Origin of the sequence: Streptomyces sp. NPDC017246 (assembly GCF_044331325.1) — a bacterium.
In the GTDB taxonomy this organism is placed as follows: Bacteria; Actinomycetota; Actinomycetes; order Streptomycetales; family Streptomycetaceae; genus Streptomyces.
In genome coordinates, this window is the sequence record NZ_JBIRMW010000011.1 from 194,725 (window position 1) to 214,269 (window position 19,545).

The following is a 19,545-nucleotide window of genomic DNA, read 5'->3' on the forward strand; positions in this document are numbered from 1 at the left end:
GCCCCCATCTGTGCGTACCCACCCCCGCTCCCCGGGCCCCCGCGCGCCCCCGCCCGTGCTCCGATGCGCCCCGCGTGCAGGATCGATGCGTCACACCGCTGTGCGCCGTGGCCGTAACCCCAGGTGACGGGGGAAGTTGTGTTCACCGTGGAAGAGACCATCGGAGTCACGGAAGCCGCACAGATCCCCAAGCAGCGAGGTGAGCAGCTGCTGGACAGCGCCGTGCGGTACGCGGAAGAGCGGCACTGGGACGTGTTTCCCGGGACCTGGCTGGAGGCCGTCGAGGGCAGGGAGCGCTGCTCCTGCGGCGCGGACGCGTGTGCCGTGCCCGGCGCCCACGCGGTCAGGCCCGACTGGTCGACACAGGCGACCGGCAGCGGCGTCGGGGCCCGGCGGATGTGGTCGAAGCAGCCGAAGGCGTCGATCCTGCTGCCGACGGGCCGCACGTTCGACGCGATCGAGGTGCCCGAGTCGGCCGGTTTCCTGGCGCTGGCCCGGATGGAGCGGATGGAGCTGACGCTCGGCCCGGTGACCTGCACCCCGGACCGCCGGATGTACTTCTTCGTCCTGCCGGGCGCCGCCACCAAGGTGCCCGACCTCGTCCGCAAGCTGGGCTGGGTCCCGGCAGCCATCGATCTCACCACGCGCGGCGAGGGCCATTACGTGGCGGCCCCGCCCACCCGGATCGGCGGCAGCGGCGCGGTGCAGTGGGCCCGCCGCCCCACCCCGGCGAACCGCTGGCTGCCCGACGCGGAGGAGCTGATCAGCGCCCTCGCGTACGCGTGTGGCCGGGAAGCGGCGGAGGCGAGAAGCCGTACGCAGTGACCCTGGGCCCCCGTAGGTCCCGCCCGTAGGGTGGGGCGCGTACACACGGGGACGACCGAGGGGTTGACGGAGCATGCCTGACCAGGCATTTGACGGAGCATTCGACAAGGCGGGCGCCGCACCGGGGGAGGGTGCGGTGCCCGCCGTGCGTGTCGAGGGCCTGTGGAAGCGATTCGGCCAGCAGATCGCGGTGAACGGGATCGATCTGGTCCTGCCCGCCGGCAGGTTCATCGGCCTCGTGGGACCCAACGGCGCCGGCAAGACCACCACCCTCTCGATGATCACCGGCCTGCTCCGGCCCGACCAGGGCCGCATCCTGGTCGCCGGGCACGACGTGTGGGCCGACCCCGAGTCGGTCGCCCGGGTGAAGGCCCGGATCGGCATCCTCCCGGAGGGCCTGCGGCTCTTCGAGCGGCTCTCGGGCCGTGAACTCCTCGCGTACAGCGGCCGGCTGCGGGGGCTGCCGGGTGCCGAGGTCGACAAGCGGGCGGCGCAGCTCCTCGACGTCCTCGACCTGACCGGCTCGCAGAACAAGCTGGTCGTGGACTACTCGACCGGTATGCGGAAGAAGATCGGGCTCGCGGCGGCGCTGCTGCACAACCCCGAGGTGCTCTTCCTCGACGAGCCCTTCGAGGGCGTCGACCCGGTCTCCGCGCAGACCATCCGCGGGGTCCTGGAGCGGTACACGGCCTCCGGCGCCACCGTCGTCTTCTCCAGCCACGTCATGGAGCTGGTCGAGTCGCTCTGCGACTGGGTCGCCGTGATGGCGGCGGGCCGGATCCGGGCGCAGGGCACGCTCGCCGAGGTGCGGGGCGACGCGCCCTCGCTCCAGGCCGCGTTCCTGGAACTGGTCGGCGCGAACGGGCGCGAGGCGGCGGGGGACTCGCTGGACTGGCTGGGCGGCGGGGCACAGCGATGAGTGCCTTCACGACCACGACCACCACCACGGGCCCGACCGCCCCCGCCGCCTCCCTCACCTCCGTCTTCGTGCGGCTCAAGCTGAGCCTGCTGCGCAACGGGCTGCGGCAGTCGGGCGGGCGGACTGCCGCGTACATCCTGTCCATCGTCTTCGGCGCGTTCCTCGCCGCGGGCCTGCTGCTGGCCTTCGTCCTCATGCGGGGCAACGCCGACGCCGCCAGTGTCGCGATCCTCCTCACGGGGGCGCTCGCGCTCTCCTGGGCGGTGATGCCGCTGTTCATCCCGAGCGGGGACGAGACCCTCGACCCGTCGCGGCTCGTCATGCTTCCGCTGCGGCCGCGGCCGCTGGTCCGGGCGCTGCTCGTGGCCTCCCTCGTGGGGGTCGGCCCCGTCCTCACCCTCGTCCTGGCCCTGGGCGCGGCCCTGTCCGTCGCACACGGCGCGGCCGGCATCGTCGTCGCCGTCCTCGCCGTCCCCCTGGTCGCCGTGACGTGCGTGGCGCTGTCCCGGGCGGTGGCCGCCGCCAACATCCGGCTGCTCACCTCCCGCAAGGGCCGGGACCTGGCGCTGCTCAGCGGTCTGATCATCGCGGTCGGCATCCAGGTGGTGAACTTCGGCGCCCAGCGCCTGGGCCAGGCCGGTGGTCTGGAGTCGCTCGAACCGGCGACGGCCGTCGTCGGCTGGCTGCCGCCGGCCGCCGCGATCGGCGCGGTCGACTCCGCCGGCCGGGGCGACCACGTGGTGGCGGCGGTCCGGCTGCTGCTCACCGCGGCGACGCTGGCGGCGCTCCTGTACTGGTGGCAGCGGAGCCTGGTCCGGCTGATGGTCGAGCCGGACGGCTCCACGATCGGCGCGGCCTCCGACGCGGGCGTGCGTGACGACTCCGACGGCAAGGGGCTGCTCGGCCGCCTTCTGCCGGACGGGCGCACGGGTGCGGTCATGGAGCGCAGTCTGCGCTACATGTGGCGCGACCCGAAGACGAAGGCGGGGGCCGTGACCTCGCTGGCCCTCGGTCTGATCGTCCCGCTCGTCAACGCGCTCCAGGGCACCGGCTCGATCTACTGGGCGTGCTTCGCCTCCGGCATGCTCGGCATGCTGATGTACAACCAGTTCGGGCAGGACACGTCGGCGTTCTGGATGGTCGCCCAGACCATCTCGACGACGGCCGACGCGTACGCCGAGCTCCGGGCGCGGACCCTGGCGCTGCTCGCGATCACCCTCCCGTACGCCGTCTTCGTGACGGTCCTGACCGTCGCCGTCCTCGGCGAATGGTCGCGGCTCGCGGACGCCCTCGGCCTGGCGCTCGGCCTGCTCGGCGCGATGCTGGCGACGGGTTCGGTGGCCTCGGCCGTCTTCCCGTACTCGATCCCGCAGGACAGCGGCTACAAGAACGTGGCTCCGGGGCAGGGCGCCCTGGCGTGGATCTCGATCCTCGGCGGCATGCTCACGGCCCCGCTGCTGTGCGCCCCGCTGATCGGCACGACGATCTACCTGCATGTCTCGGACCAGGAGTCGCTGCTCTGGATCCTGCTCCCGGCCGGCACGCTCTACGGCGCGTTCCTCGTGTGGGCGGGGCTGAAGGTGGCGGCGCCGCGGACGGCGAAGCGGCTGCCGGAGATCCTGGCCGCGGTCAGCAAGGGGTAGCTCGGCGGACGGTGTGCCGTACGCCGATGGCCCGCTCGGATCGTCCGAGCGGGCCATCGGTCTGTGTGCGCCGGGTCAGGCGGTGAAGGACTCCGGGCCGAAGCGGCCCCACACGACGAAGGCGATCAGGACGATGTAGGCCAGGTCCACCCCGACGAGCTTCAGCTCGTTCCGCCGGATCCGGACGATCGCCGCCCCCACCATGATGATCAGCAGTCCCACGGCGGCCAGTGGCACCAGGGCCGGCGCGATGTCGAGCACGGCGGGCAGCACCAGACCGACGGCCGCCAGGGCCTCCAGTGCCCCGATGGTCTTCACGCCTCCCGCGCCGAAGTCCTCGACCCACTGCCCGCTCGGGCCCGCGGCGGCGATCTTCTCCTTCGGGGTGACCACCTTGTAGGCCCCGCCGGCCAGGTAGGCGAGGGCGAGCAGTCCGGTGACGATCCACAGCGCGAGGTTCATCGGGGTCTCCTTTTCGGGGGCGGGGCGGGGCGGGGCGAGGCCTGCGGCGGCGGGCGGGGCTGGGCTGGGCTGGGCGAGCGGGGACTGCCAGGGGCTGCGGCTGTCAGGCGTGCTGGCCGGGCCGGTAGGAGCCGGCGGGCTGCTGGAGGATGACGTTGCCGCGGTTGAAGGCGTTGATGAGCGAGATCACGGACACCAGGTCCGCGAGCTGGTCGTCGTCGTAGTGCTTGGCGGCGTTGTCCCAGACCTCGTCGGTGACCCCGCCGGCCCCGTCGGCGATGCGGGTGCCCTGCTCGGCCAGTTCGAGGGCCGCGCGTTCGGCGTCGGTGAAGACCGTGGCCTCCCGCCAGGCGGCGACGAGGTGGAGGCGGAGCGGTGTCTCCCCGGCGGCGGTGGCGTCCTTGGTGTGCATGTCGAGGCAGTAGCCGCACCCGTTGATCTGGCTGGCGCGGATCTTGACCAGTTCCAGCGTGGCGCCCGGCACCGTCGAACCGTCCTCGACGACCTTGCCGGCCGCGATGACGTGCTTCCAGGCCTTGAGGGCGAGGGGGCTGGCGAACATGTTCAGGCGAGCGTTCATGGCGGGTTCCTCCGTGGTGGTGTCGACTACACCCACAGGACGGAGCGGCCCCTGCCGGATGTGACACGGCCGGATGTGACCTGCGTCTCCCGGCCCCGCCCACGCCGAATCCCCTTGCTCCGGCGGGACTCCGCGTACGATCCTCCCCGCATGGACCTTCCCTCGCCCGCGCCCCGGATCACCCTCGACGACGGCCTCACGCTGCGCGCGTTCGACGCCGAGAAGGACCTGCCGGAGCTCTTCCGGGTCATCGAGGAGTCGCTGGAGCATCTGCGTCCGTGGATGCCGTGGGTCGCCGAGCACAGCCTCGCCCGCACCGGCGACTTCCTGGCCGGCCGCGCGGAGTGCTGGGCGAGCGGCGAGCAGTGCAGCTACGCGATCGTGCTGGACGGCGCCCTCGTCGGCTCCTGCACGCTGCTCCGGTTCGAGGACTCCCCCGAGGGCACCCGCGAGATCGGCTACTGGCTGCACCCTGCCGTCACCGGCCGCGGCATCGCCACCCGGGCCGCCGGGGCCCTCGTCGCCGAGGCGTTCCGTCTCCCCGGTGTCGACCGCGTCGAGATCCTCCACGATCGGGCCAACGCCGCCAGCGGCGCCGTCCCCGCGCGTCTCGGCTTCACGAAGGAGGGGCGCCGCCCGGCCGAGGCGCTGGCTCCGGCCGAGACCGGGGAGAACCAGGTGTGGTGCCTGCCGAGGAGCCGATGGGAGGGGTGACTCCGGCCGGGTTCGACGGGCTTCCGTCACCGGCACGCGGCCTGCCGGGGGCTTCTGCCGCCGGGACGGGCTGGGTACGTTGAGCTGATGTGGGGGCTGCGGATCCGCAGCCTCCCGGATCGGCGAACCGCGGACCCGTAGACCCCGCAGACCCGCATTCCGCGGACCCGGAGACCTCGAAGACCCGCATACCGCGGACCCGTGGATCCACGGGTCCTCGCTGCCCGGCCCTCGCTCCCCGCTCTCCCGCCCGTCCCCTCGGGCCGAACCCCAGGACTCACGTGAGACACACCGTCACCGAATCCCTGCGCGCGGTCTCGCTCGGCTGTGCCGCCGTCGCCGTCGTCCTCTGCTTCGTCTACGACCGTCCCGACGGCGCCCGTTGGGACGTTCTGGCCGCGCTCTTCGTGGGCGCGATATGCATCGGCGCGTGGGCCCTGCTCACCCGGGAGGAGGCGCCGGCCGGCCCGCCGGTGCCTTCTCCCCCGCCGATGCGGGACCTGCCGTCCGTCCTGCCGCGCAACCCGGTGGACTGGTATCTGACGACCGGGATGCTGCTGGTCGCGTTCGCGCCCTGGGCCGTGTTCCGCCATGCCGCCTATCTGGAGATCATGCTCCCCATGGTCGTCCTGGGCCATCTGGTGCTGATCCCCTGGGCGGCGATCGTCCTCGTCCTGACGGTCAAGAACCTGCTCGTCCGCCGGCTGCCCGAGCCGCAGCGGCTCCTCGCCCAGGACGCCCTGGCGGGCCGGGTCTTCGCCGTGCGCTTCGAGTCCACGGGCGCCGAATGGATCCGGCTGGTCCCCGAGAACAGCACCAAGCTCATCGACCCGCCCCTGGAGCACGCCCAGCATCTGAAGCTCCGGGACGCCGAGGGCGACTGGTACGGCACTCACGGGCTGTTGCCCTCGGTGTTCGGGCCGGACTACGCCCGCAAGCAGCTCGCCGTCTTCGGTCCCCGGGTCAGGGGCGAGCACGTCTGGGTCTACTGGCCGGAGCGCTGGGAGCCCGTCCTCTCGGTGGCGCGGCGGCGTGGCCACCCGGCCTATCCGGTGGCGGTCATCGCCGACGACGGCGAGATGATGTGGGGCTACGCGGCGCTCGACTACACCGACCGCTATCTGACCAACCCCGTGCACCTCCGTGTCACCACGCCCGGCGTGAAGGCCCGTCCGGTGCGCCCCCGCCCGTACTTCCGGGCCGCCGTCCACGGCCGGATGCTGCTGTGGCTGGGGATCGCCCTGGCCGCGCTGGTCCCGGTCCTCCTGGATGTCGTGTCGGGCCGGGTGAGCGCCCTGCTCGGCCTGGTCGCCGGGGTCGCGGTCGTCGCCGCGCCGATCTCCGCCGTACGCGCGACCGTCACCCGCCCGGACCCGAGCCGGTACGTCATTCCCCCGGTGGTGGACTTCCGCACGCAGTAGGTCAGGGACGGTGCTGGGTGGCGGCGACCGGGAGGCGTTCGGCGACCTCGTCGCCGAGTCGCTCGAACTCGGCCCTCAGGAACGGTGAGGCGAGCCGCGCCAGCCCCTTGAATCGCAGCGACCCCCGGTAGGTCAGCCGGGTGAGGGTGGCGGACTCGGCCCGGAAGCTGAGGTCGTCCGTGGACGTCACCGTCTTGTTCTCCCCGACGAACACCAGCCGGTCGGGCTCGCGCGTCACGAGCCGGTACTCGAGTTCCGTGGTGCGGCCACGAAAGCGCGAGGTGTTGTGCCACCGGGTGCCGGGCCGTACGGGCCCCTCGTCCAGACGTACGCAGCGCACGGTCCCGGGGTCCCACTCCTCGGCGCGACCGAAGTCCTCCAGGTACGTGACGAGGTCGTCCAGCGACAGCCCGACGACGAAGCTCCGTTCCACCGTGATCACCGTACCGACCTCCACTTCCCGTGAACCGGACCGGCACCCCGCTCGGGACACCCGCCACCCTCACTTCCCGGGTCGGGCCACGGACGGATGCACCTCTCCCGCGAGCCCGGTTTCGTCGAGGACCGGCGCGTCACAGGGCCGCCGCCGCGCGTACCGCGCCGCCGACGAAGCGGCGGTCCCCGAGGGGTCTCAGGGCCAGGCGTACCAGGGCGAGCGGATTGTCGTCGCCGGCGATGCGGTTGGCGCTGAGCCCGTCGCAGGTCAGGCACTGGTGGATGATCATCCACTCGCCGTCCGTCCGCACGGTCAGGCTCAGTGCCTCCATCCGGCCCCGGCAGCCGGAGTCGCGGTCACCCGGGACGCGCCGGTCGGCGTGCAGGCTCACCAGGCAGTGCGGGCAGTGGTTGCGGTGCGCGGTCCCGGGCGCCACGAGGGACACGTCGAGCCGGCAGCCCACGCATCTGAAGTCGTGGGACCGGTGGCCGCCGCTGCCGTGCAGCACGTCCTTGAGGCGCTGCGGTCGGCGTCGTCCGCGCCGGGCTGGGCTGTCGGGCCGGGTACGTCGGGGCATGGCTGTCTCCTCTCCTTCTTCCGACGGCGCTCAGAGCGTGCCGAACGCTTCAAGGGGGAACGGAGGTTCGGCCAGTGGCCGCACGGCCATGCGCATCAGGACGAACTGGTTGTCGTCCGTGCGCACCGGGCCGGAGGTGAGCTCGCCGCAGCGCACGCAGCGGTGGATGAGCATCCATTCGCCGGTGCGCGGCACCGCGACGGAGATCGGGCTCATCCGGGCGCGGCAGGAGGACGGTCCGCCCTCGCTCCGGTCGAGGACGTGCCGGGAGTGCAGGCAGGAGGGGCAGTGGTTGCGGCCTTCGCCGTCGGCGGGGCCGGACACGGCCAGCCCGCAGGCGACGCAGGTGAACGTGCCGGCGTCGAGGGCCTCGAAGGAGGTGCTCGGAGGGAGAGTGCGTCGGGAAGAGGGGGAGTTGTCGCTGGACACCCGGGTGCTCCTTGCTGAGAGGTCTGCGATGACAGCAAGAGCAGGCCGAGCGGCCTCACCAGGCCCGGAGTGGGTCACGGGCGGAGACATGAGGCACCGGGGATCCGTCCCGGCGGTACGCCGTGTCACCACGGCGGACGGGGACGGCTACGCGATGCGGCGAGGCGCGCTCGGCGCGGTGCGGGTCATCAAAACACCTCTTCCGGTACGGGGGCGGGCCCCGGGCGTCACCCGCGTCGGTGTCCGGATTCCTCGGCGCGGTCCCGGGCGGCCATGACGTCGTCGCTGTGCTCGTCGGCCCAGATACCGAAGGCCTCGATCGGATCCAGCAGTGTCCGTCCCAGCTCGGTGAGGGTGTACTCCACGCGTGGCGGCGATCCGGCGTAAGCGTGGCGCTCCACCAGGCCGTCGAACCGGAGCCGGCGCAGCGTCTCCGTCAGGACTTTGGGGCTGATCCCGCCGATGCGTTCGCGGAGTTCGCCGGGGCGTGCGGGGCCCCCGCGCAGGGTCCACAGGACGACGGCGTTCCAGGTGTTGGCGAGCAGATCGAAAGCGAGCCGGGCACGGCAGTCGGCGACGAAGCCCTGATCAGTGGTCACTTACCAGATGGTGCCCGAGCGGGCTCCTAGTGTCGTGCCGAATCCGATGGACGGGACGACGACGAGGGGGCTGGGCCGATGAGGATCGGGATCGCCGGTACGGGGAACATGGCGGGGGCGCTGGGTGCGCAGTGGTCGAGGGCCGGCCATGACGTGCTGGTGGGCGGGCGGGACGCCGGACGCGCGGCGGCGCTGGCCGAGCGGATCGGCGCACGGGCGGGGACTCCGCGGGACGCGGCCCGGCACGGCCGGGACGCGGTGCTGCTGGCCGTGCCGTACGCGGCGGCGGTGGGTGTGGTGTCGGAGCTGGCGGGCACGGTGCGGGGCCGGACGCTGATCGACTGCACGAATCCGGTGGCGCCGGGCTTCGTCCTGGAGACGCGGGGCGGGCCGTCGGCGGCCGAGCGCATCGCGGCCGCGGCGCCCGGCGCTTCCGTGGTGAAGGCGTTCAATCTCTGCCACGAGAGTGTGTGGCGTCTGACTCCGCCGGTCTTCGGCGGGCGTCCTCTCGCGGTGCCGCTCTGCGGGGACGACGCGCAGGCGCTGGAGACGGTACGGCTCCTGGTCCGGGACCTCGGCTGTGTACCGGTGGACGGTGGGGGGCTCGACCGGGCGGCCCTGCTGGAGGCGACGGCGGCGCTCCTGATCGGCCTGTGGGTGGGCGAGGGTGTGGACGCCCAGGCGATCGCACCGCCGCTGGAGTACGCGGGGGGCCGGGGCGACGCTTCCTGAGCTTCCTCGGGCCGGGGGCCGGGCGTCGGTCCGGGGTCACGCGGGGCAGCGGGGCGGCCGTACCGCCCCGTGAAGGGCGGCCGCCGAAGACCAGGACTTGAACGTGTTCAAACTCCGTGCCAGGGTACGGCGTGAGTTCCTGATCCCCTCGGTCGCGCACGCGCCTGCGGAACTCGCCAGGGGTGAAGTGTGTCGCGTTCCCGTCGTACCGCGCTGGTCCTGCCGGCGCTGGCCCTCGCCCTGACCGCCTGCGGCAGACTCACCGTCATGCCGCCGCCCGAGGGCGAACCGGTCGTCCTGAAGCCCGCCGAACTCACGACCACGTGGACCGACGCCGACGGCGGCACCCTCACGCTGAAGGAGGACGGGACGTTCCTCGCCGACAAGGTCTGCCTCGCCGTCGCCTGGTACGACAGTCTGGCCTGGTCCGGAACAGGCACCTGGAAGAAGGGCTCCGGCAAGAAGCAGAGCTTCGTCGGTGTGACCTTCGACGCCGATCACCCCGAGGTGAAGGGGCGGACCACCGAGCCCTACGCCGCCTTGAGGCAGGGCAAGACCCTGAAGCTCTGGGCCCCCGTCGGTGATCCGGACAACGACTATCCGAACTGCGTCCTGACCAGCTCGGCGGGTTGACCCGGTCAGGCGCCCTTCCACTCCTGGACGAGGAGGCCGAGGAGGACCTCGTCCAGGAACTCGCCCATCACCCAGGCCGAGGAGCGCAGCACGCCCTCGCGGGTGAAGCCGTTGCGCTCGGCGGAGCGCAGCATCGCGTGGTTGTCCGCCAGCGTCTCGATCTGCAGACGGTGCAGACCGCGCACGACGAAGCCGTAGTGGCACAGCGTCGCCACCACGTCGGTGCCGTAGCCCTTGCCGCGAGCCGCCGGCAGCAGTCCGAGGCCGATGTGCGCGCACCGGTTGTGGGTGTCGATGCCCCACAGGTTCGCGGTGCCGATCAGGGTGCCGCCCTCCAGCTCGACCACGGAGAACTGGACGTGCCCCTCCGCCTCGTTCTCCACCACGAGCCGCGAGTCCTTCGACCCGGGCGTGATCGGCCGCCACGGCCTGCCTTCGGCCCGTGCGGAGCCGACCACGTCGTCGTAGAGCTCGGTCCGCAGAACCGGGATGTCTTCGTCGTGGCGGGCCCTGAGCCCGACCTTGCTACCCCTCAGCATGCGAGCTGTCTATCCGACCGGACCCACCGGCGGCAAACCCTTTGGGCGGGCCGGCGGAGGCGCGCACCTCGCCCTCCGCGCGGAAGCGCAGGGTCGCGTCGAGCAGGTCCGGCGACCGCCCCCTCAGGTGACGGCGGCCTCGTCCCGGGCGATCTCGTCGACGCGCTGCCGCCAGGTGACGGAGGGTTTTTCGGGGCGGGCGTCGTAGTGGCGGGCGTGGGCCTTCCAGGCCTCGTCCGTGCGGCAGGTGCCGCAGAGGGTCTCGTCGGCGGTGGGCCGGAACACGTGGGTGTTCCCCGGGCCCTCGCAGGTGACCAGCTCCGCCGGGGCGGCGACTGCGCCCGTGGCGCCGCTCCCGGCCCTGGCCGGCGGGTGGAAGGCCTCCTCCACCGGGAGTTTCTCCGTCAGGCGGTGCCTGAGGAACCCCACCGCCGAACGGACGCCGTTACGCGGCAGATGGGCCGTCAGCGCATGCCGCAGGTCCGCCGCCGACACGCCTCTCCGGAGCCACTCCGCCGCCACCTCGGCCAGCCCCCGGGCCTCCCGGACGCCGAGCAGCAGGTCCCGGTCGTGGTGCCGCAGGGAGAGCAACACGCTTTCGGCTGCGACGGCTTCGGGGGTCGGAGGCGGGGCCTCGGCTTCGGTCTCGGGAGCGGGATCCGGCTCAGGCGTCGGGGTCGGCTCCGGCTCCGGCTCCGACGCCGGGACCGGCTCCGATTCCGGCTCCTGCGCTTTGGTGGGTGGGTGGGAGTACGTCTTCTCCCAGTCTTCTTCCTTGGGTAGTTGGCCACCGACTCGCCGACCCCTCGGAAAACCGGGAGTCGGTCGGACGGCACTCGGAGACACGGCCGGAACCCTCTCCCGGACCGCCCCCGCCTCTTCACGCGTGAGGGTGACGTTCGACATGAGCTGATCGGTGACCCAATGCCCGCGCGCGTCCTGGCCCTTCCACTCGTGAAGGAACCCGCAGGCCGCCAGGGCCTCCCTCGCCCGGCTGTACGCGCGGGGCTTCATCCCCAAGTCGCCGGCGTGCTCCCCGAGCGGCTTGTTCCGCTGGCCCTCGGGGAGGCCCTGGACATGGATGAGGAGGATCTTCGCGTCACTGTTCAGACGCGGATGCCGCACGACACTGTTCGAGACTTTGGCGTAGCAACGAACCGGCGGGATAACATGCGTAAGCATTTCTGGTGGGCCTCTAGACCACTAGGAGTGAAGGTCCCCGGGTTACTGGTGTTGTCGCACCACCGGGGGCCGCTCCACTTTTACGGAGAGTGACTTCGCGGTTACCGTACCGCACAGCTCACCGTCATATGCAACAACTCCGGCTCCACGAACGGATCTTCGAGCGTCGGCCTCGACCTCCAGTCCAGCGGCCACGTCATCCCGTGCAGCGCCGGAATCCCCACGAACGCCTCGCTCCTCCCGCTCCTGCTCAGCGCCCTCGCGGGCGCCGGCCACGCGTACTCCCCGACCGTCTGCGGCGGCAGCAGGAAGTAGTAGTTCCGCTCCCCCGTGGCCTCCCTGACGATCGGGCCCGCCTGGAAGTCCGTGAACGCCATCAGGTGGTACGCCACGTCCTCACCAAGGAAGCCCCCGAGCCGTACGGCGTCGAAGTGCACCCCCGCGTGACGGAGGGCGTGACCGGCGGCGGGAACCCAAGAAGGTACGACGTCAAGCGACTTGCGCAGATTCATGCGGTCAGCTTGGAGGGTGTGCTGTCCTGTGACCAGCGACACAGTCCGTTTGTGCAGGACTGTGCACTCGGGGAGGTCGGGTGTGAACAACGAGAAGAACAGACGCCCTGGGGCCGCGAAGGCCTTCGGTGCGCTGCTGCGCTTCTATCGCGAGCGGGCGAGCGTCTCACAGGAGGCGCTGGGCCGGGAGACCGGATATTCCAAGTCCCAGGTGGCCATGATCGAGCGCGGCGAGCGTCGGGCGAAGGGGAACTTCGTCGAGATCGCGGACGCGATGCTCGGTGCACAAGGTGCACTTCTGGCGGTGGCTCAGGAAGTGACCGCGAGCGCGGTAGCCGCTTGGTTCGAGGACTACCTGGAAGAGGAAGCCAAGGCCGCTGGCGTCTACTCGTACGAGAACCACCTCATTCCCGGGTTGCTCCAGACCCCGGAGTACGCGCGCGCGGTCTTCGGTTGCGCGAGCCCGCCGTGGGAGGACGACGAGATGGAGGCGATGATCGCGGCCCGCATGGCCAGGCACGAGCTGTTCCACCGCAGACCCCTGCCGCTCGTCAGGTTCGTCCTGGAGAAGGTCGCGCTCACCCGGCCCATCGGTGGACGCGAAGTACTGAGGAAGAACCTGCTGCACATCCTCGACATCGGCCGTCTGCGCAACGTCGAGATCCAGGTCATGCCGGAGGACCGCGAGATCCACGCCGGGCTCAGCGGCCCGTTCATCCTGCTGGAGACAGCGGAGCGGAGCAGTCAACTCGTCTACGTGGAAGGGCTGAGCGGCCGGTATTTTCTGACCGAACAGCCCGAACTGGGGGACGCATTCGCCCGCTACGGAACCCTGCGTGCGCAGGCCTTCAGCCCGGAAGAGTCCTTCGAACTCATCGAACAGGTGGCACGAACGCTATGAGCACCGACCTCATCTGGTTCAAAAGCAGCTACAGCAGCGAACAAGGCGGCAACTGCATCGAGGTCGCTACCCACGTCGACGCCGTCCACGTCCGGGACTCCAAGGACACCGACCTCCCCTCCCTCACCCTCTCCCCCGCCGCCTGGGACGTCTTCCTCACCCTCGTCTGACGGCGTCATGACGAAGGTCTCCGCCCCGGACGTGGGACGGAGACCTTCACTCACCGGGCGGCGACTTCGGTCGTCAGAAGGCGCCGTTCAGGCCGGACCAGTCGTACATCTCCGGCATGCCCGCGCGGAGCGTGCCCGTGCCGGTGCCGCTGTAGAGGACGAGGCAGCCCACGCCACGGCAGCCCTCACCGACGTAACCGCTGGTGGTGACCGTCGCGATGTCGTTGATGCCGTCGGCGCCGAAGTCGCCGACGGCCAGGAACGACGCCATCACGTTCCAGCCGCCGCTGCCGATGAGGACCCGCGACCCGACGGCCCCGGTCTTGCCCGGGTACAGCCACAGCTTGCCGGTGGAGGCCTCGCGGGCGATGAGGTCCGCCCGGCCGTCGCCGTTCGTGTCGCCGGGTGCGACCAGGGTGTTCATCGTGTTCCAGCCGCCGCTGCCGATGAGCTTGCGCGCGCCGAGGGTGCCCGTCGTGGTGCCGGGGTAGAGCCACAGCTTGCCGGTGGCCTTCTCGACGGCGATCAGGTCCGCGCGGCCGTCGCCGGACAGGTCACCGAAGGCGGTGATCCGGTCCATGCTGTTCCAGCCGCCGGAGCCGATGAGCTTGCGGGTGCCGAGGGCGCCGGTGCCCGTGCCCGGGTAGAGCCACAGCTTGCCGGTGGACGCCTCGCGGGCGATGACGTCCTCGCGGCCGTCGCGGCTGAAGTCGCCGTGGCGGGTGAGGGCGTTCATGGCGTTCCAGCCGCCGGTGCCGATCAGCTTGCCCGTCTTGTCGCCGGGCAGGTACCAGAGGCGGCCCGCCCTGTCGCGGACGACGACGTCGGACTTCCGGTCGGCGTTCAGGTCGCCGAAGCCGGCGGCCTTGGGCGCGGTGTAGGCGTGCCACTCCGGGTACGCCGGCCGGTCGCACTCGCGCGCGGTGGGGACGAACTTCAGCGAGCTGACGGAGTCGCTGCCCGGTCCGCCCCAGTACCTGAGCTCCGGGTCCGGTTCGCGGACGCCGGCTCCGGCGGTGTCCACGTAGTTCGGGCCGTCATAGGTGCAGAGGAACTTGTCCGTGCGGTTGGCCACCGTGCGGAACGCGTTGTCCCAGGCGCCCAGCGTCGGCGTGTCCGCCTTCGTCTTGAACATGGTGCCGGTGGCGTTGTCCGTCTTCCAGGCACAGAAGTAGCCCCGCGGGCAGTCCTGGACGACGGCCTGTGCCGGCGCCGCGCCCGCGCCGAGGAGCCCGGCGGAGCTGAGCCCCAGCGCCGTGGCCACCGTGGCCAGGCGCCGCAGCATAGAAGTGCGCATGCATTCCCTCCCTGAGGCGGCGCGGAGTGGGCCTCGGACGCGCCGCGAGAGGGACCGTATCTCGCCACACGTCCCACGCCGACAGGCGGGGCCCCCTCGCCCGTGGGCCGGGGGCCGCCGCCTCACGCGCGGGCCGCCGCCTACGAGGTCAGGACGCCGTTCAGGAAGGGCCCGACCGCCTCGCGCCAGGCGTCCGGGTGCTCGTAGTGGAGGAGGTGACCCGCGTCGGGGATCTCCGCGTACGCCCCGTGGGGCAGCACCCGGACCATCTCCTGTGCCTCGGCCCGGCCCAGCTCGCCGTCCAGGCCGCGGACGACCAGGGTCGGGCAGCGGACCTGGGCGAGCGACTCCCAGTGGGCGTCGTGGACCCAGGTCTCCCGGGAGGTGAGCATCTGCTCCGGGTCGAAGACCGGTCGCCAGCCGTCGGGGTGCTCGGCCATGACCTCGGCGAAGAAGGCGCCCCGGGCGGGGTTGGGCCGCTCGACCCACGGGTCCTCGTCCCCGAACCAGCGGCGGGCGGCGTCGAGCGAGGGGAACGGGACGGGCCAGCGGCGGAACCAGTCCCGCCACTCGCGCTGCGAGGCCGCCCCGAGCGCCGAGGCGCGCATGTCGCAGATGACGAGGGCGTGGACGAGGTCGGGGCGCTCTGCGGCGAGCTGCCAGGCGGTGAGGGCGCCCATCGAATGCCCGATCAGGGTGACCGGGCCGAGGCCCAGCTGCTCGACGACGGCGGCCGCGTCCGCCACGTACGCCTCGCGGGTGAAGAGGCCGGCGGCGGGCTTGTCGCTGCGCCCGTGGCCGCGCTGGTCGAGGGCGACGGTGCGGGGGTGGGGCCGGGGAGCGGAGAAGGCTTCGGGGGCGGGAAGGGTGATGCCGGGGGCGACCGGGCCGGGCCGGGGCACCGCGGTGTCGAGGGCGCCGGTGCCGAAGGCTCCGATGCCGGGGACACCGGGGCCGGACGGTCCGACGCCGGGGGCATCGGCACCGGGGCGGGCGGCCGTCGCCGTGAGACGGCTGATCGCCGGGGCCCAGTGGGCCGCGTGACCCATCAGGCCGTGAAGAAGTAAGACCCCGGGACCGGTCTGCGGGGCGGACCCGGGCGTGAAGTCCCAGGCCGCCAGCCGTACGCCGTCGGCCCCGGTGACGTCGAGTCGTCGCGCCATCCCTGGCACCCCCTCTTCTTGCCGTCGAACCACGCCAGACTATCGAACTCGCATTCGAAAATGCGCTCCTGCCGCGCAACACCCCTCGTTCGAGTGACAGGGCTCAAGGATTGACCGCCGCTGCCGAGGGGAGATCTTGAACGGGAGGCGGACCGCTCGGGGATGACGGTCCGTAGGGACTGACCTTGAGAGCTCGGGGCTCCAGGTCAGCACAGGGGAGGACAGGCCCCGGCGCCTCAGGGCGCCGGGGTCCTCTGTCATCCGGGACACGTGGGGCGACGCGGCGGGCGGAGACCTTCGTACGGCCTCCGGGACGGGCGCCACCGGATCCCCCGGCACCGCCCCCACCGGCTCCGGGACGGGCACTTTCAGGCGTACCGCAAGCGCTCGCCGCACGGCCCCACCCCTCCCCGGTATCGCACCACTCGCCCCAGCGTGGCACGCCGAGGGCGCGGGCGGGGCCATTCCGGCGTAAACCGGGGCGCACAAAGGCCGTTGGCCCGGAAGGGACACGCATCCCTGTCCGACTCCCGCACAACCGAAGCCCCTGCTCGCCGGCCGACCGGTCATCGCCTCCCCCGTCCTCACCGAGGGCGCCTCCCGGCGCCCCCGAACGCCGAGGGGCGCCCCGCACGACCGAGAACCGGTCGCGCGGGGCGCCCCTCGCACGAGAAGACGGGTGTCAGCGCTTCGCGACGAACACGTGCGCCGCGACCTCCGCGTTCAGCTCGGCCGCCTCGCCGCTGCTGCCCACCAGAACGCCGCCCGCGGACTCCGTCACCGACACCACGGAACCGGGCTGCACGCCCGCACGCCGCAGCGTGTACATCAGCTGGGCGTCCGTCTGGATCGGCTCGCCGATCCGGCGGACGACCACCGTCTTGCCCTCGCTCGCGTCCAGCTCGGCGAGCGACACCATCGAGTCGTCGAGGAAGGCCTCGGCCTCCGCCTTCTCCCCCAGCTCCTCCAGCCCCGGGATCGGGTTTCCGTACGGCGACTCCGTCGGGTGACGCAGCAGCTCCAGGACCCGCCGCTCCACCGCCTCGCTCATCACGTGCTCCCAGCGGCAGGCCTCGGCGTGCACCTGCTCCCACTCCAGGCCGATCACGTCGACGAGCAGACACTCCGCCAGGCGGTGCTTGCGCATCACGCGGGTGGCGAGGCGGCGGCCCTCGTCCGTGAGCTCCAGGTGCCGGTCGCTGGCGACGGCCACCAGACCGTCGCGCTCCATCCGGGCCACCGTCTGGCTCACCGTTGGGCCGCTCTGGTCGAGCCGCTCGGCGATCCGGGCACGCATGGGGACCACACCTTCCTCCTCAAGCTCGAGGATGGTGCGGAGATACATCTCCGTTGTGTCGATCAGTCCGGACATACGTGCCCCTCGATGAGTCGTGCGCTGGCCCTGCCCCAATTCTGACGCATCAGGCCGACAACCGGGCCGCACCGACCGAAGGCGGTATTGACAGAGCAATGGTCCAGACCGCACCGTGATCGGCGACCAGGGCACGACCACGGCACGACGGCGACGAGAAGGAGCTTCCGGACATGGGCGACAGCGCGGGCGAGAGCAAGCTGGCCGGACAGTTCTTCGACGCCGCGATCGGCCTGCTCCAGCAGGTCCGCGACGGCGACTCGGCCGAGATCGCCCAGGCCGGCGCCGCGATCGCCGAAGCCGTCGCCAACGGCAACCGGCTCTTCGCCTTCGGCGCGGGCCACTCCTCCCTCGCCGCCCAGGACGTCGTCTACCGCGCCGGCGGCCTCGCCCTGATGAACCTGCTGGTCGTCCCCGGCGTCGTCGGCGTCGACGTCATGCCGGCGACGCTCGGCTCCGCCCTCGAACGGGTCGACGGCCTCGCCGGGGCGGTCCTCGACTCCTCCCCCGCCAAGGCCGGGGACGTCCTGATCATCATCTCCCTCTCCGGGCGCAACGCCCTGCCCGTGGAGATGGCCATGAACGCCCGCGCGCTCGGCCTCACCGTCATCGGCGTCACGTCCGTGGCGTACGCGACCGAGACGAAGTCCCGGCACGTCTCGGGGACGTACCTCAAGGACCACTGCGACATCGTCCTCGACTCACGGATCGCCGTCGGCGACGCCGAGCTCACCCACGAGGGCATCGAGGCCCCCTTCGCCCCCGCCTCCACCGTCGTCACCAGCGCCCTCATGCAGGCCACCCTGGCCGCCGCCGCCGAGGACCTCGTCCGCCGCGGCATCGAGCCGCCGCTGCTCCGCTCCGGGAACGTCGACGGCGGCCACGAGTGGAACGGCCGCGTGATGACCGAGTACGGCGACCGGATCTTCTACCGCCACTAGTCCTCGTCGGCGACGGCCGGGGGCAGAGCGCCGGGGGCGGTGCGGTCGGCGCCGCCCTCCGTTCCTTCGCGGCACCCCGGTCCAGCAGCTCGCGGGCCGCCCGGCCCACCGGCCCGTACACGCCTCCGCGACCGGCCGGACTCAGCCCGTCCCGAGGTCCAGCACCGCCGCCACCCGCGACGCCACCGCCTCCGCGAACACCACGTCCTCGCGCTCGAACGGATTGCGGCACGCGGCCCGCAGGAAGGTCAGGACGCCCAGCGTCCGGCCCCGGGAGCGCAGCACCACGCACACCGCGTGCGCCGCGTCCCCCGGCCACTGGTGGGCCTCCGCCCACACCTCGGCCGTCCGGCCCGCGCTCGCCCGCACCGTGCCCACCCGGTCCAGGGCCTGCAGCGCCGGATGCCTCGGCCCGTACCGCAGCGGGATGCCGCCGCCCACGACCGGCGACGCGGGGCCCGGGGCACCCGCAGGGGTGGCCAGCGTCCGCGTCAGCCGCCGCTCGCCCACGCCCCGGTCGACCAGGGCGTGGTCCGCGAAGCCCGCCAGCGCGAAGTCGAGCAGGACCGCCGCCGCCTCCGCCGGGTCCTCGCACTCCGCCGCCGCCGCGCCCGCCCGGTGCAGCTGACTCCACCGGAACCGCAGCCGGTCCGCGTCCCGCGCGGCGAGCCGCTCCTCCGTGACGTCCTGGAACAGCCAGGCGACCCCCAGCGGCACCGGTTCCTCCGCCATCGGCGAGGACAGCCGCAGGAAGCCGCTGCGCCAGCACCGGCGGCGCTCCCCGGTGGAGGTCCGCAGCGTCACCCACACCTCCGCGGGCGCGGGCGGCGTGCCCTCCGCGAGGACGTGCTGGAGCGCGCCCTCCAGTTCCTCCGCGCCGTGGACGACGACGTCTCCCAGCGGGCGCCCGAGCAGGGCCGTACGCCCGGTTCCGAAGGCGCGGGCGGCGTGGCCGTTGACCATGGCGGGGCGCAGATCGGCGTCGACGAGGACGACACCCCAGGAGGCGTCCTCGAACAGGGCCTCGCTGAGGGCCACCGACCGCTCCAGATCCAGCTGGACGTGGACCTCGCTGAACGCGCAGTACACCCCGGCGGGGGCGCCGTCCGCCCCGCGCACCCCGGCGGCCTGGCTCCGCACGAGCACCCGGCCGCCGTCCTTGCGGAGCAGCGCCAGCTCGTGGACCTGCCGCCCCGGGCCCCTCATGGCCCCCATGAGGCGCTGCAGGGTGTCCTCGGCGTCCGCGCTGCGCGCGGCCCATCCCTCGAACCCGCGTCTCCCGACGGCCTCGACCGCGGACCAGCCGAGGATCCGCTCGGCCTCGCGGTTCCAGTGCGTGATCGTCCCGTCGGCGTCGAAGGCGCAGAGCGCCGCGTCCATCCCGTCGAGCAGCGCGGCCAGTAGATCGGCCCCCGCCCCGGGAACGGAGGCGGTCTCGCTCGCGGACCCCGTGAAAGCACTCATCCCGGCACCCCCCATGCTGTCGCCATTCAACTGG

The 19,545-nt window shown here is 72.4% G+C and carries 23 protein-coding genes; 10 read left to right on the forward strand and 13 right to left on the reverse strand.

Annotated elements, in window-relative coordinates:
* The first annotated feature begins 138 nt into the window (after window positions 1-138).
* The 3 genes from ACH4MY_RS25305 to ACH4MY_RS25315 all read left to right on the forward strand — a co-directional run bounded on the left by ACH4MY_RS25305 (window position 139) and on the right by ACH4MY_RS25315 (window position 3,387).
* Window positions 139-825 carry a bifunctional DNA primase/polymerase gene (locus ACH4MY_RS25305; RefSeq protein WP_398005987.1) on the forward strand — a complete coding sequence of 229 codons (687 nt, stop codon included), beginning with the start codon at window positions 139-141 and terminating at the stop codon, window positions 823-825.
* Window positions 826-898: 73 nt separating this feature from the next.
* A complete protein-coding gene (locus ACH4MY_RS25310) occupies window positions 899-1,744 on the forward strand; it encodes an ABC transporter ATP-binding protein (RefSeq protein ID WP_398005988.1) in 846 nt (281 codons plus the stop codon).
* On the forward strand, window positions 1,741-3,387 hold the full coding sequence (locus ACH4MY_RS25315; protein ID WP_398005989.1) for a transporter: 1,647 nt from the start codon (window positions 1,741-1,743) through the stop codon (window positions 3,385-3,387). Before ACH4MY_RS25310 ends, ACH4MY_RS25315 begins: the two co-directional genes overlap by 4 nt.
* A 75-nt stretch (window positions 3,388-3,462) precedes the next feature.
* Here the strand turns inward: ACH4MY_RS25315 and ACH4MY_RS25320 are convergent, their stop codons facing one another.
* Entirely contained in the window at window positions 3,463-3,849 is a 387-nt protein-coding gene (locus tag ACH4MY_RS25320; RefSeq protein ID WP_398005990.1) for a DoxX family protein, read from the reverse strand.
* Between the two features lie 103 nt (window positions 3,850-3,952).
* Window positions 3,953-4,429: a carboxymuconolactone decarboxylase family protein gene (locus ACH4MY_RS25325; RefSeq protein WP_398005991.1), complete on the reverse strand. Its 477-nt coding sequence runs from the start codon at window positions 4,427-4,429 to the stop codon at window positions 3,953-3,955.
* Window positions 4,430-4,579: 150 nt separating this feature from the next.
* On the opposite strand from ACH4MY_RS25325, the gene ACH4MY_RS25330 reads away from it, so the two are divergent.
* Complete coding sequence (locus ACH4MY_RS25330) at window positions 4,580-5,143, forward strand: GNAT family N-acetyltransferase (protein WP_398005992.1); 564 nt, start codon at window positions 4,580-4,582, stop codon at window positions 5,141-5,143.
* A gap of 281 nt (window positions 5,144-5,424) precedes the next feature.
* Window positions 5,425-6,564, forward strand: coding sequence for a hypothetical protein (locus tag ACH4MY_RS25335; protein ID WP_398005993.1), 1,140 nt, complete (start codon window positions 5,425-5,427; stop codon window positions 6,562-6,564).
* Between the two features lies 1 nt (window position 6,565).
* Here ACH4MY_RS25335 and ACH4MY_RS25340 read toward each other — a convergent pair whose 3' ends face one another.
* The 4 genes from ACH4MY_RS25340 to ACH4MY_RS25355 all read right to left on the reverse strand — a co-directional run bounded on the left by ACH4MY_RS25340 (window position 6,566) and on the right by ACH4MY_RS25355 (window position 8,605).
* Window positions 6,566-7,006 (reverse strand): SRPBCC family protein, encoded by a 441-nt coding sequence (locus ACH4MY_RS25340; protein WP_398005994.1) that lies wholly within the window; start codon window positions 7,004-7,006, stop codon window positions 6,566-6,568.
* A gap of 130 nt (window positions 7,007-7,136) precedes the next feature.
* Window positions 7,137-7,577: an RNHCP domain-containing protein gene (locus ACH4MY_RS25345; RefSeq protein WP_398005995.1), complete on the reverse strand. Its 441-nt coding sequence runs from the start codon at window positions 7,575-7,577 to the stop codon at window positions 7,137-7,139.
* 30 nt (window positions 7,578-7,607) lie between these two features.
* On the reverse strand, window positions 7,608-8,006 hold the full coding sequence (locus tag ACH4MY_RS25350) for an RNHCP domain-containing protein (protein WP_398005996.1): 399 nt from the start codon (window positions 8,004-8,006) through the stop codon (window positions 7,608-7,610).
* Between the two features lie 227 nt (window positions 8,007-8,233).
* Window positions 8,234-8,605, reverse strand: coding sequence for a winged helix-turn-helix transcriptional regulator (locus ACH4MY_RS25355; protein WP_398005997.1), 372 nt, complete (start codon window positions 8,603-8,605; stop codon window positions 8,234-8,236).
* Between the two features lie 78 nt (window positions 8,606-8,683).
* Between ACH4MY_RS25355 and ACH4MY_RS25360 the strand changes: the two genes are divergently transcribed.
* Together ACH4MY_RS25360 and ACH4MY_RS25365 are read left to right on the forward strand one after the other, a co-directional pair.
* Window positions 8,684-9,337 (forward strand): NADPH-dependent F420 reductase, encoded by a 654-nt coding sequence (locus tag ACH4MY_RS25360; protein ID WP_398005998.1) that lies wholly within the window; start codon window positions 8,684-8,686, stop codon window positions 9,335-9,337.
* Between the two features lie 189 nt (window positions 9,338-9,526).
* Window positions 9,527-9,970 carry a hypothetical protein gene (locus tag ACH4MY_RS25365; RefSeq protein WP_398005999.1) on the forward strand — a complete coding sequence of 148 codons (444 nt, stop codon included), beginning with the start codon at window positions 9,527-9,529 and terminating at the stop codon, window positions 9,968-9,970.
* Window positions 9,971-9,975: 5 nt separating this feature from the next.
* Here ACH4MY_RS25365 and ACH4MY_RS25370 read toward each other — a convergent pair whose 3' ends face one another.
* From ACH4MY_RS25370 to ACH4MY_RS25380, 3 genes are all read right to left on the reverse strand, one after another.
* On the reverse strand, window positions 9,976-10,509 hold the full coding sequence (locus ACH4MY_RS25370) for a GNAT family N-acetyltransferase (protein WP_398006000.1): 534 nt from the start codon (window positions 10,507-10,509) through the stop codon (window positions 9,976-9,978).
* Window positions 10,510-10,632: 123 nt separating this feature from the next.
* Window positions 10,633-11,103, reverse strand: coding sequence for a hypothetical protein (locus tag ACH4MY_RS25375; RefSeq protein WP_398006001.1), 471 nt, complete (start codon window positions 11,101-11,103; stop codon window positions 10,633-10,635).
* A 689-nt stretch (window positions 11,104-11,792) separates the two neighbouring features.
* Window positions 11,793-12,203 carry a hypothetical protein gene (locus tag ACH4MY_RS25380; protein ID WP_398006002.1) on the reverse strand — a complete coding sequence of 137 codons (411 nt, stop codon included), beginning with the start codon at window positions 12,201-12,203 and terminating at the stop codon, window positions 11,793-11,795.
* Between the two features lie 82 nt (window positions 12,204-12,285).
* Here ACH4MY_RS25380 and ACH4MY_RS25385 point away from each other — a divergent pair, with 82 nt between their 5' ends.
* Window positions 12,286-13,104: a helix-turn-helix domain-containing protein gene (locus ACH4MY_RS25385; RefSeq protein WP_398006003.1), complete on the forward strand. Its 819-nt coding sequence runs from the start codon at window positions 12,286-12,288 to the stop codon at window positions 13,102-13,104.
* A complete protein-coding gene (locus tag ACH4MY_RS25390) occupies window positions 13,101-13,274 on the forward strand; it encodes a DUF397 domain-containing protein (protein ID WP_398006004.1) in 174 nt (57 codons plus the stop codon). The genes ACH4MY_RS25385 and ACH4MY_RS25390 overlap by 4 nt, the downstream gene beginning before the upstream one ends.
* Before the next feature lie 73 nt (window positions 13,275-13,347).
* Here ACH4MY_RS25390 and ACH4MY_RS25395 read toward each other — a convergent pair whose 3' ends face one another.
* The 3 genes from ACH4MY_RS25395 to ACH4MY_RS25405 form a co-directional block, all read right to left on the reverse strand.
* Window positions 13,348-14,571, reverse strand: coding sequence for an FG-GAP-like repeat-containing protein (locus ACH4MY_RS25395; protein WP_398006005.1), 1,224 nt, complete (start codon window positions 14,569-14,571; stop codon window positions 13,348-13,350).
* Between the two features lie 140 nt (window positions 14,572-14,711).
* The gene (locus ACH4MY_RS25400; RefSeq protein ID WP_398006006.1) at window positions 14,712-15,734 is read right to left on the reverse strand and encodes an alpha/beta fold hydrolase; all 1,023 of its coding nucleotides are present in this window, start codon (window positions 15,732-15,734) and stop codon (window positions 14,712-14,714) included.
* Window positions 15,735-16,416: 682 nt separating this feature from the next.
* Complete coding sequence (locus tag ACH4MY_RS25405; protein WP_327163586.1) at window positions 16,417-17,106, reverse strand: metal-dependent transcriptional regulator; 690 nt, start codon at window positions 17,104-17,106, stop codon at window positions 16,417-16,419.
* A gap of 173 nt (window positions 17,107-17,279) precedes the next feature.
* Between ACH4MY_RS25405 and ACH4MY_RS25410 the strand changes: the two genes are divergently transcribed.
* Window positions 17,280-18,047, forward strand: coding sequence for an SIS domain-containing protein (locus ACH4MY_RS25410; RefSeq protein ID WP_398006007.1), 768 nt, complete (start codon window positions 17,280-17,282; stop codon window positions 18,045-18,047).
* A 141-nt stretch (window positions 18,048-18,188) separates the two neighbouring features.
* Here the strand turns inward: ACH4MY_RS25410 and ACH4MY_RS25415 are convergent, their stop codons facing one another.
* Window positions 18,189-19,511, reverse strand: coding sequence for a PAS domain-containing protein (locus ACH4MY_RS25415; protein WP_398006008.1), 1,323 nt, complete (start codon window positions 19,509-19,511; stop codon window positions 18,189-18,191).
* Window positions 19,512-19,545: the final 34 nt, after the last annotated feature.